Origin of the sequence: Corynebacterium sp. HMSC076D02 (assembly GCF_001813815.1) — a bacterium.
Taxonomy (GTDB): domain Bacteria; phylum Actinomycetota; class Actinomycetes; order Mycobacteriales; family Mycobacteriaceae; genus Corynebacterium; species Corynebacterium simulans.
In genome coordinates, this window is the sequence record NZ_KV814036.1 from 1 (window position 1) to 8,357 (window position 8,357).

An 8,357-nucleotide genomic window follows, 5' to 3' on the forward strand; every position below is an offset into this window, starting at 1 on the left:
CGCAGCAGAATCTTCTCCCCATCGTCAGCAATGTAGAGAATCGCCTCATCGTACAGGTCAAACGTAGACACCAAACCGAACAGCAACTCATACCACGTTTGGTCAGGGTTCGGTTCGCGCAGAAGCGTACCAATCGGGCCGGAGCGCACCCGTTCACGCCCACCATCCGGCATCAACTCCAGGGCGTGCAACCCAATCTGCGCCACATTCCGCGCACGGAACGAAATCACCATCCGAAGATACGGCTGCGAACGCCACAAGTCCGCCGGCGACTGATTCCGAATCTGCATCAGAAGGTCATCCATGTACGCCGACACAATCGGCGCCTGCAACTCGCCCGGCTCCGGCAACATCGTCGATTTACTGAAGCCAAGCCACTCACGAAGCCCCATAAACACCTCCTAAAGAATCATCAAATCAGCTGTCTCGTACGCCGATTGTTTCGGCGGCTCTATCTCCGGCTGACTTGCAAGCCATACAGCCGCGGTCGCGGCCACAATTGGGGCAACATCGCCCACTGATTTCGAGCGATCCCACATGAACGCATCGCCAGCGCGCCGGTCCTGCGCACCCGTGGCAGCGGCATCAAGCGCGGGCTGTCCACGGTGCCGCAGCTTCGACTGAGCAACCAGGTCGTAAAACGCCAAAGTGCCCTGAGTCAGGTCAGGCCCAGCCCACTCGCGCACCGTAAGACCAGCCTCCCGCAACCGCGGAATGAGCGTTCCCACAGGAGCGCCACGAGCTTGTACCGCAACCTCCCCATCGAACCAATCGGCTGATTCAAGTCGCTGCTCCAGCCACCCAGTCACCCAATCAATACCCGGGCGCGACGCCAGCAACTCGACATGCCACAAACCATCCGGGCGCTTCATCGCGCCAACGATGTGCGCAGCCTTCAAGTCAACCGCAACGTCAAGGCCAACATTCACCTTGGCGCCCGTGGCGCGCCGCGACTCCGAATCCAAGCACGAAGCCCACGACCCCTCCGGAAACTTCGACGGGGCGAGAACATCAACCCACTGGCACAAGTTCTCTGTACGAAACTCCGCCTCCGTCTTGGTATCAAACTCGGCCTGAATATCACGCACCGTCAACCGGCTACTGCCCAAGTCCGGGTTTGCCTGCGCCCAACCCTGCTTATCAGAAGGGTCAAGGTCAGGGTCAGCCGACCACTCGGCCATGAACAACGTCGCCGTATCAGTCCGCTTCTCACGAATCGCCTTCGATGCCGTGTCCCGCAAATGCCGCAAAACTACCGACCGCGCATCACCAGCATTCGACGTAGCCACATTGAACCCAACCAGCGGCGAGTTCGTCGTAGACGACAACGCCGACCAACCAGCCCAATCCTTATGCTCACGCAGCTCATCCAAATAAAGCATGTTCGCCGTCTTGCCACGCCCAGCCTTACGGTCCAGGCCCGCAATCCGGTAAACGCCCCACTTCGAGCGCAGCGCCTCGAAACCATGAGCAAACGAAGTGCGCTTCATCCGCTTCTTCAAACGCGGATTCTCATCACACTCCTTCTCAACGTCTTCCCACAGCTCATAAGCATCATTCTTCGTTTGCGCAGCACCAAGAATGTACTTCAACCGCTTACGGAACAACGCCCACTTAATAAGTACCTTCGCAAAATGTGTCTTACCGTTCTGCCGAGCCACCAGCACCAAAATGGTCTTAAATCGGGGTATCTCCTCATCCCACACCGAAGGGTCATCCGGGTAGAGTTCTTTGACCTGCTCTTGGGGCATGAGCTCAAGGCAATGGATCGCCAGCCACTCTTGCCACGGTGACAACGGCTGACGAAGAATCTCACGCGCAAACCACACAACATCGAAGCCCCACGACGTTTCCGGCGTCAGCTCACGCAGCGGCGGGGTAAACACCCGCGGCACCGTGGAACCAACCAAAGGCGCCACGGCCTACCAATCCTCATCGTCCTCTTGCGAGTTCAGCCCAAGCTTGTCGCGTCCCTCGGGATTCAGCCCCAAAGACGTCAGCACCTTATGCAACGTCGGCATGGGGCCGAACGCGGTCTTATGAATCGCCTCCGGGTCCCCAGACGCCCGCGCCTCGTCAATAATGTCCGCCAAACGATACGCCAACTGAATATCAGCCTCGTCAGAATCCTCGAGATGGTCCGCCGTCTCAACAGACTTCCGAACCGCATCCCGCATATGCTCAAAATCGTCGACTTCAACGTCTTCAATGTCGTCATCTGTCGGGTAACCATGCCGTAAAGCCACTGGTCATACCTCCTTCTTGCGCGAGCCCCCTTCGAGCTTCGGGGAGAGAGGACACCTCACCCCGCCGAAGGCGTCCGTGACAAACTTCTCCCGTGATTTTGGGGGCCTACCCTTAGTGTCACCACTGTTCTGATTGCCGCCCGAGTGCGTAGACGGCGGTGCCTTTGCCGCGGCTGCGGTTGCAGTTGGAGTGTGCGGCGCGGAAATTGGCGGGGTCGTCGGTGAGCTCGGGGTGTGTGCTGCGCGGGTAGTAGTGGTCGAGCTCGTAGGCGTCCGGGGTTTGTGGTGGGGCGGTGTAATCAATCGGTTGGCCGCATAGGTGGCAGGGTGTGGCGTTGCGGGCACACTGTGCTTTGAAGTCTGCGGCGAGTTTCTTTTGGTGGCGTGTGTCTGCCCAGCCCATGGCACCCCCTTAAAACGCGAAATACCCCGGCTGTTGCCAGGGTATGAAGTGTCGTCGCGTCGATTGTACACCGGAAGTGGGGAGTAGCGCTAGTGGTGGTGTGCGTGGTTGAGGGCTTCGGTGAGTAGGTAGCCGCCGCGTCCGTTGGGCATGGTTGCTCGGGTGATGTGTCCGGAGCGTGCCCATCCTCGGATTGTGTCAGCGGTTGTGGGGATGCCGCGTGCTCTGAGTTGCCGGGCGATATGCTCGGCTCCGCGCCGCGGTTCGGGTTGTTTGGCGATGATGTTGGGTTGTGGTGGGTTGCATCTCCTATCAATGATTCGGATTTGGCTGGTGAGTTCGTCCATTAGGTCTGTGGCCCAGTTGAGTTCGCTGGCTGCTTGTGCGTGGAAGGCCAGGAGTTGGCAGAGTCGTGGGGCTGCTGCATCGTTGTCGTGGATGCGTACGCCAATGTCTGCGAAGGCGTTGAAGGAGACCTCACGCAACCGTTGTTCTTGGTCGAGGTAGGTGGCGACGTACAACCAGTTACCCGGTGATTGTGGGCCGGGTGTTGGTTTCATGACGCGTGCTTCGGGTGGTGTGGGTCGTGAGTATTTGAGGCTGTTGAGTTCTTGGTAGAGGTTGGCGAGGTGGCGGGCCAGGTCTCGTAGGTGTTGTTCATCTACTGGTGGCATGGGTTCTCCTTGAGGTAGTTGTCGATGACTCGGCCTGTGGCTGCGGAGAGACCGCGGATGTATTGTTTGGCTTCGGTTGGGCTTGCTCCGTTTTTGATGAGCATGGCTAGGAATGCGGCGATGAGGCTGCTGCCGATGGTGGGGATTTGGGTGAGGTCGAAGTCGAGTGTTGTGTCTATGTCGACTACTTGTCCTTCATTGTCGTAGGTGATGGTGAGTTGTCTCATGGGGTTTCCTTGATGGTGATGTGTGCGCCTGTCCAGCCTTGTGGGTGGTATTTTTTGGTGGCGTGCCATGTGGTGATGCGGGCGTCGTCTTTGATTACGCCAGCTTGGGTGAGGGCGTCGCCTAGTGCGCGGCATAGTTTGTCGGTGTCTGGGGGTGTGGCTGGCGTTGGGAATTTAGGGCGTTTGGGTTTGGGTATAAAAAAGACCGCTGTGACCTCGAGGGGTTCATCTAGCGGTTGTCCTGTGTAGTTGGCGCGCATGGTGGCGATCATCTTGTCGCGCCAGGGTTTGAGGTATTTGGATTGTTCGATCATGCGGCCTCCGCCTATGTGGCGTTTGGAGCCTTGGGCGGCGGGGCGGCCTTGGATTTCGAAGTGCAGTCTCATGCCTCCATCACCTCCGGCTGGCCGACTAGTCGTCGTACGATTCGTGTTTCTTGTCCGGGGTGGTCGCGGTGGGCGCGGACTTCTTGCACGGCTTCGCTATCCTGCCAGCGATTTTCCCACGATGGGCGGCTGTATTTCCACCCGTCCGGGGTCAGGTATTGCACGGCGTATTCCCACTCCCCTGCTGCTGGTTTGCCGTGTGGTGCCCAGGCGCGGGGTAGGTCGTCGCGTGGGGTGAGGTTCTCAGGAATGGTGAGAGTGCCTAACTGCCCTTCGTGGATTAGCTCACAGAATCCTTGATTGTTGGGGCTGTCCCCTACGTAGATTGCGAGGTTGGTGCGCTCGTCGGGGTCTGGGAAGTCACACCACATTCCCCGGCACTGTGCTCTTTCTTCGGGTGTGAGGTCTGCAAGAGTGGTCATGTTTCGTCTCACCATCCTCGTACTGGTTTTCCGGCCAGGTTCCAGGCTCTGGGGAGGTCTAGGCGCGGGATAATGGTTTCAAGAGGAGCCGTAAAACGTCCGTATACCGGCTGGAATAGAGTTGTGCCGCTTTCAAAGATTGCTATGTCTTTGTTTCCGAGTGGGGTTGTGTATTCGCACCACGCGCCGGTGCAGTCAGCGCGTTCCTGCGGAGTCATGTTTGCAAAGGTTCTCATGCTTCCTCCTTGAGTTGGTCGTAGATGGGTGTGGCCTCTGGGGTGTGGTGATTGTCGCCGTCTAGCTGAATGTGTCCGGCATAGATGGTGAGGTGCACGCGGTGGAGGTTGGGGAGGATTGTTTCGATGGTGGGGGATTCTTCACTGTGTATAAGTGGGAGTCCGTCGAGGGTGACGCCGCGTGGACTGATACGAAGTTTGTGGGGTCTCATGCTTTCTCCCATGGGCCTGTGAGTCTGCGTGCGCGGGTCACATGCCTGCCTAGGTCTGGGCCTTTCTCTGTTGGTTCGTCCACGCTGTAGAAGCGCGGGGGCCGGTAGTCCGCTTCCTGGTAGTCCATTGCGGCGATGGTTTCTAGGGCTTGCTGTGCGATGTAGGGCGGGATGAGTGGCGGGCGTGTGCTGTGCCCCAGCCAATAGCGGGCAGTCTCAGGGGTCATGCTTTCCCCCTTGCATATTGGGCTGCGGCGAGTACGGCGATGGAGAAGTTCACGGCCTTGTCAACGGGCAAGGTGACGGAAACTTCATCATGCACCCCGAGCGAGAAGTTAACCTCACCGTTAACGGTGCCTACCAGAATGCTGTCCTCGTTCTCATAGAGGGTTGGGCAGTCATCATCGTTCATGATTAAGGTGCGGCGGGTTGGCACTTCTATGCTGGCGTAATCGCTACTCAATAATGGTAGGTCTGGGGCGAGTAGTCCCGCGTTGGCGAGTGCTTCTACCGCGTTGATGGCGGTTTCGGTGGGAACTTCTGATTCGCGGGCGGCTTCCATGATGAGGTGCGCTGCCCTGTCTCGGTTACTCATCTTGCTCTCCTTGCTTGCTCCTTGCTAGTGGCGTGAGTGCTTTCTGTGCGGCTTGGGCCATTTTGTCGGCACCAGCAGCGATGTGCGCTAGAGCGCGGTGAATCTTGTCTTTATCCATCGTGGTCTCCTAGGATTTGGTCAATGTGGTCTACTACCGCCGCTGCGAGCTGCTGCTCCGCTGGGGTGCGGTATGGGCCGATGCTTATGGCCTCCCACACCTCACTGAGGTCGTGCAGTGCCTCACGCATCCGTAGGACTTCCTGCGCGAGTTGTGGGGCCAGGGCTGTGAGGTTCATATCTGCGGGCCTATTGCAAAGGTCTTTCTCGGTACAGCGGTCAAGGCTGATTACCGATTGCTCTAGGCCGTCTTGGTCTAGTGTGGTGATTTCTTGAAATTTCGCCCCCTCGTATCCCCACGGCCCGGGCGTGGAGGCTTCGAGTAGTTCACGGACGTGCTTCTCGTTAAGGGTCATTGTTAGTCTCCCCATCCGTATCGGAGGATTTTGTATGGGCCGCTGATTGCCATTTGCCTATCGTCGAGTAGGTCGAGATGATTTTCCCAGCGCTCGGGGGAAACTTTTTGGAATGCGTTTCCTGTGGGTGCGGCAACGATGGTGCCCTCTGGCGCTGTTCTGAAGTCCTTCATGGTGGTGAGTTCTACCGGGTCCAGAGTGAGATCATCGGGGTTCACACATTCCCAATCTGAACCGCCCACAAAACAACTGTTTTCGTAGGCAAAGCGGACGAGACAGGTCTCGTCTGGGTATGCGCTGATAATGATTCCGCGTCCGTACTCGGGGTGTGTTGCCCACCTGCCGAAAAGATTTTCCTTGGGTAGCAGTCCGCGGATTGCGTCGATGTCGCCTGCCTTGATTAGCGAGATTGGGACTTCGATGGCTTTAGGCATTCCACTTCTCCCTAAGCTCTTCGATGTAATCAGCGTTGTCTTTCATGTGCACTTCACATAGGGCGAGTGCTGCTTCTAGGTAGGGGCGGCGGCGGGTGATTTCATCACCTTTGGCTCCTGGCCACCCCTCATCCTTTGCGATAAGGGCGCGTAGCTTGTCTGGGGTGCCGTACCAGCAGCCAACACTCAAATCCCAACCGTTGGGGGTGGGGGTGAGCGTGAGCTGTCTGGATGGTAATCCATCAATTCGGAGTCCAAACCATGTCGCGTCATACAGATTCGCGTCACGCAAGCTCGCGTAACGCAGATTCGCGTCACGCAGATTCGTGTGACGCAGGTCCGAACCATGCAAGCTCGCGCTATACAAGTTCGCGCCACACAGATCCACGCCATACAAGCTCGCGCCACGCAGGTCCGCGCCACGCAGGTCCGCGCCGCACAAGTCCACGCCGCTCAGGTTCGCGGCACTCAGGTCCACGCCACCCAGGCTCGAGTTACGCAGATTCGGAGCCGCTCCGGCCTTTCGTGCCTCATGGACGATAGATAAAACTTCCTCACGATCCATCAGTGGTCTCCTAGCGATTCGATTTTGTAGCGCTGAGCGGTGTTGTACGTGTACCCGGTCGGGACGCGAAAGGTGATGTAGTCAAACCCGTCATCATCTGGATCAAAGTCGAGGCGGGCGGCGCGGACGCTGTCAGCCCCCGGCCAGTTACGGTTAGGCATTATGTTCCTTTCGGTTGGAGATTTCGGAGATTTAGTCCGCTTGAGTGGGGCGATGATTTCAACGTCGCAGTCGTCGGTTCGTAGCCAGCGGGTGCCGTTGAGGAGCCACCAGGCTTCTAGGTCGATGTCGCTGTGGCTGCGGACGACGAGTTGTGGGAGGCTGCCGCATACACTGGCGAGGAATGGGGTTCCGGCTGGGGCGTGAAGCGGCTCGACGTCGTTGGCCTCAAGCTCGGTTTCGTCGGTGTAGCGAGCGTCAGCGTCGAGGTCGATGTCGTCCGAGGGGATGGTGACGGTGACACCGTAGATTTTTCTACCGATGTGACAGATGGTTGGGGCCGGGTCGTCCATCACGATGAGCTCCTGGCCGTTGACGCGGAAGGCGTTGGGGCTGATGGTGATTTTTGGTAAGTGCATGTGGGTTCCTTTAGCGGTAGCGGAATACGGGGCGCGGGTTGGAGGGGTGGCGGCTTGAATGTCGCTTGACGGGTATGGCGCCCAATTGGCGGGCGCAGGCGCGGCCCACGATGGTGTGTTGGGCTTCGGTGAGTTGGCCTTGTTCGGTGCGGGTGACTAGCCGGTCGATGAGGCTCGGAAAGGTGGTAGGCATTTGAGTCCTTTCAGGTATGGGTCGTTGTTGAGGGCGAGGTGGTTTGCGGCGTGGAGGGCTTCGGGCCAGGTTTTGAACTGGCGGTTGAAGGGGAATCCGTATGGCAGGGTGAGCAGGCCTGAGCGCTCTAGGATGTGCCATCTCCGAGTCCCGTCGTGGCGAATCGTGGAGCGCACGAGGAATCGTGGCTTGGTGAGGCGTCGCATTGCGTCTCCCTTCAGAAGGGCGGTTCGGGTTTGTGGGTGCAGCGGTGGGCTTGGCCGTCGGCGTAGCGGATGCCGCTGTCGTCGCATTGGGTGCAGGCGTCGATGGCGGCGCGGCGTTGGGCCTTGGCTTCGGCGTTGGCGTGGGTGGTTTGTTCGGCTTCCCAGGCGTCGTTGATGAGTGTGCGCAGCAGTCCGGGGCCTTTGGGCTCGGGGCGTCGGTTGAATTCTCGTGCCCCGGCGGCGATGGCCGATTCGGGGATGCCGGCGTCGCGGGCGCGGCGCGTAGCGTCCGCTAGCCCGTCGAGAGTTAGGCTGCCAGCCACTTGCCCATCCCCTTGATCACCGTAAGTTGGCTGGCTACCTGTACCCCCTATATTGGTCGGGTCGGGACGGGACGGGACGGGTATGGTACCGGACATTTCGGTGACTCCCTCAAATGTCCCCTCGGTAGACATTCCGGGGACTCCCCCGGGGACATTTTGGCGATTGCGCTGGTTATCGAGTTTT

At 58.7% G+C, this 8,357-nt stretch carries 18 protein-coding genes; 1 reads left to right on the forward strand and 17 read right to left on the reverse strand.

Annotated features, from left to right (window positions below):
- From HMPREF2935_RS00800 to HMPREF2935_RS12915, 17 genes are all read right to left on the reverse strand, one after another.
- Positions 1 to 392: phage portal protein (locus HMPREF2935_RS00800; protein ID WP_141755988.1), on the reverse strand; the 392-nt coding region annotated here is incomplete at its 3' end.
- A 9-nt stretch (positions 393 to 401) separates the two neighbouring features.
- A complete protein-coding gene (locus HMPREF2935_RS00805; RefSeq protein ID WP_070731579.1) occupies positions 402 to 1,919 on the reverse strand; it encodes a terminase large subunit in 1,518 nt (505 codons plus the stop codon).
- A 3-nt stretch (positions 1,920 to 1,922) separates the two neighbouring features.
- Complete coding sequence (locus HMPREF2935_RS00810; protein ID WP_061925949.1) at positions 1,923 to 2,246, reverse strand: terminase small subunit; 324 nt, start codon at positions 2,244 to 2,246, stop codon at positions 1,923 to 1,925.
- 118 nt (positions 2,247 to 2,364) lie between these two features.
- Entirely contained in the window at positions 2,365 to 2,649 is a 285-nt protein-coding gene (locus HMPREF2935_RS00815) for an HNH endonuclease (RefSeq protein WP_070731580.1), read from the reverse strand.
- A gap of 89 nt (positions 2,650 to 2,738) precedes the next feature.
- Positions 2,739 to 3,323, reverse strand: a complete 585-nt coding sequence (locus tag HMPREF2935_RS00820; protein ID WP_070731582.1) for a hypothetical protein — start codon at positions 3,321 to 3,323, stop codon at positions 2,739 to 2,741.
- Complete coding sequence (locus HMPREF2935_RS00825) at positions 3,311 to 3,550, reverse strand: hypothetical protein (RefSeq protein WP_070731584.1); 240 nt, start codon at positions 3,548 to 3,550, stop codon at positions 3,311 to 3,313. Before HMPREF2935_RS00825 ends, HMPREF2935_RS00820 begins: the two co-directional genes overlap by 13 nt.
- Positions 3,547 to 3,936, reverse strand: a complete 390-nt coding sequence (locus HMPREF2935_RS00830; RefSeq protein ID WP_070731586.1) for a RusA family crossover junction endodeoxyribonuclease — start codon at positions 3,934 to 3,936, stop codon at positions 3,547 to 3,549. The genes HMPREF2935_RS00825 and HMPREF2935_RS00830 overlap by 4 nt, the downstream gene beginning before the upstream one ends.
- The gene (locus HMPREF2935_RS13390; RefSeq protein WP_246817749.1) at positions 3,933 to 4,358 is read right to left on the reverse strand and encodes a hypothetical protein; all 426 of its coding nucleotides are present in this window, start codon (positions 4,356 to 4,358) and stop codon (positions 3,933 to 3,935) included. The genes HMPREF2935_RS00830 and HMPREF2935_RS13390 overlap by 4 nt, the downstream gene beginning before the upstream one ends.
- Before the next feature lie 232 nt (positions 4,359 to 4,590).
- Positions 4,591 to 4,806, reverse strand: coding sequence for a hypothetical protein (locus HMPREF2935_RS00840; protein WP_070731590.1), 216 nt, complete (start codon positions 4,804 to 4,806; stop codon positions 4,591 to 4,593).
- Complete coding sequence (locus HMPREF2935_RS00845) at positions 4,803 to 5,033, reverse strand: hypothetical protein (protein WP_070731592.1); 231 nt, start codon at positions 5,031 to 5,033, stop codon at positions 4,803 to 4,805. The genes HMPREF2935_RS00840 and HMPREF2935_RS00845 overlap by 4 nt, the downstream gene beginning before the upstream one ends.
- On the reverse strand, positions 5,030 to 5,401 hold the full coding sequence (locus HMPREF2935_RS00850; protein WP_070731594.1) for a hypothetical protein: 372 nt from the start codon (positions 5,399 to 5,401) through the stop codon (positions 5,030 to 5,032). The genes HMPREF2935_RS00845 and HMPREF2935_RS00850 overlap by 4 nt, the downstream gene beginning before the upstream one ends.
- Positions 5,394 to 5,519: a hypothetical protein gene (locus HMPREF2935_RS13670; RefSeq protein ID WP_256380762.1), complete on the reverse strand. Its 126-nt coding sequence runs from the start codon at positions 5,517 to 5,519 to the stop codon at positions 5,394 to 5,396. Before HMPREF2935_RS13670 ends, HMPREF2935_RS00850 begins: the two co-directional genes overlap by 8 nt.
- Positions 5,512 to 5,874, reverse strand: a complete 363-nt coding sequence (locus tag HMPREF2935_RS00855; RefSeq protein WP_070731596.1) for a hypothetical protein — start codon at positions 5,872 to 5,874, stop codon at positions 5,512 to 5,514. The genes HMPREF2935_RS13670 and HMPREF2935_RS00855 overlap by 8 nt, the downstream gene beginning before the upstream one ends.
- A gap of 2 nt (positions 5,875 to 5,876) precedes the next feature.
- Positions 5,877 to 6,308: a hypothetical protein gene (locus HMPREF2935_RS00860; protein ID WP_070731597.1), complete on the reverse strand. Its 432-nt coding sequence runs from the start codon at positions 6,306 to 6,308 to the stop codon at positions 5,877 to 5,879.
- Positions 6,301 to 6,873: a pentapeptide repeat-containing protein gene (locus HMPREF2935_RS00865; RefSeq protein WP_070731599.1), complete on the reverse strand. Its 573-nt coding sequence runs from the start codon at positions 6,871 to 6,873 to the stop codon at positions 6,301 to 6,303. Before HMPREF2935_RS00865 ends, HMPREF2935_RS00860 begins: the two co-directional genes overlap by 8 nt.
- On the reverse strand, positions 6,873 to 7,451 hold the full coding sequence (locus HMPREF2935_RS00870) for a hypothetical protein (RefSeq protein WP_070731600.1): 579 nt from the start codon (positions 7,449 to 7,451) through the stop codon (positions 6,873 to 6,875). Before HMPREF2935_RS00870 ends, HMPREF2935_RS00865 begins: the two co-directional genes overlap by 1 nt.
- Before the next feature lie 10 nt (positions 7,452 to 7,461).
- Entirely contained in the window at positions 7,462 to 7,644 is a 183-nt protein-coding gene (locus tag HMPREF2935_RS12915; protein ID WP_141755989.1) for a hypothetical protein, read from the reverse strand.
- A 238-nt stretch (positions 7,645 to 7,882) separates the two neighbouring features.
- Here HMPREF2935_RS12915 and HMPREF2935_RS00880 point away from each other — a divergent pair, with 238 nt between their 5' ends.
- Entirely contained in the window at positions 7,883 to 8,146 is a 264-nt protein-coding gene (locus tag HMPREF2935_RS00880; protein ID WP_070731604.1) for a hypothetical protein, read from the forward strand.
- The last annotated feature ends 211 nt before the right edge of the window (positions 8,147 to 8,357 follow it).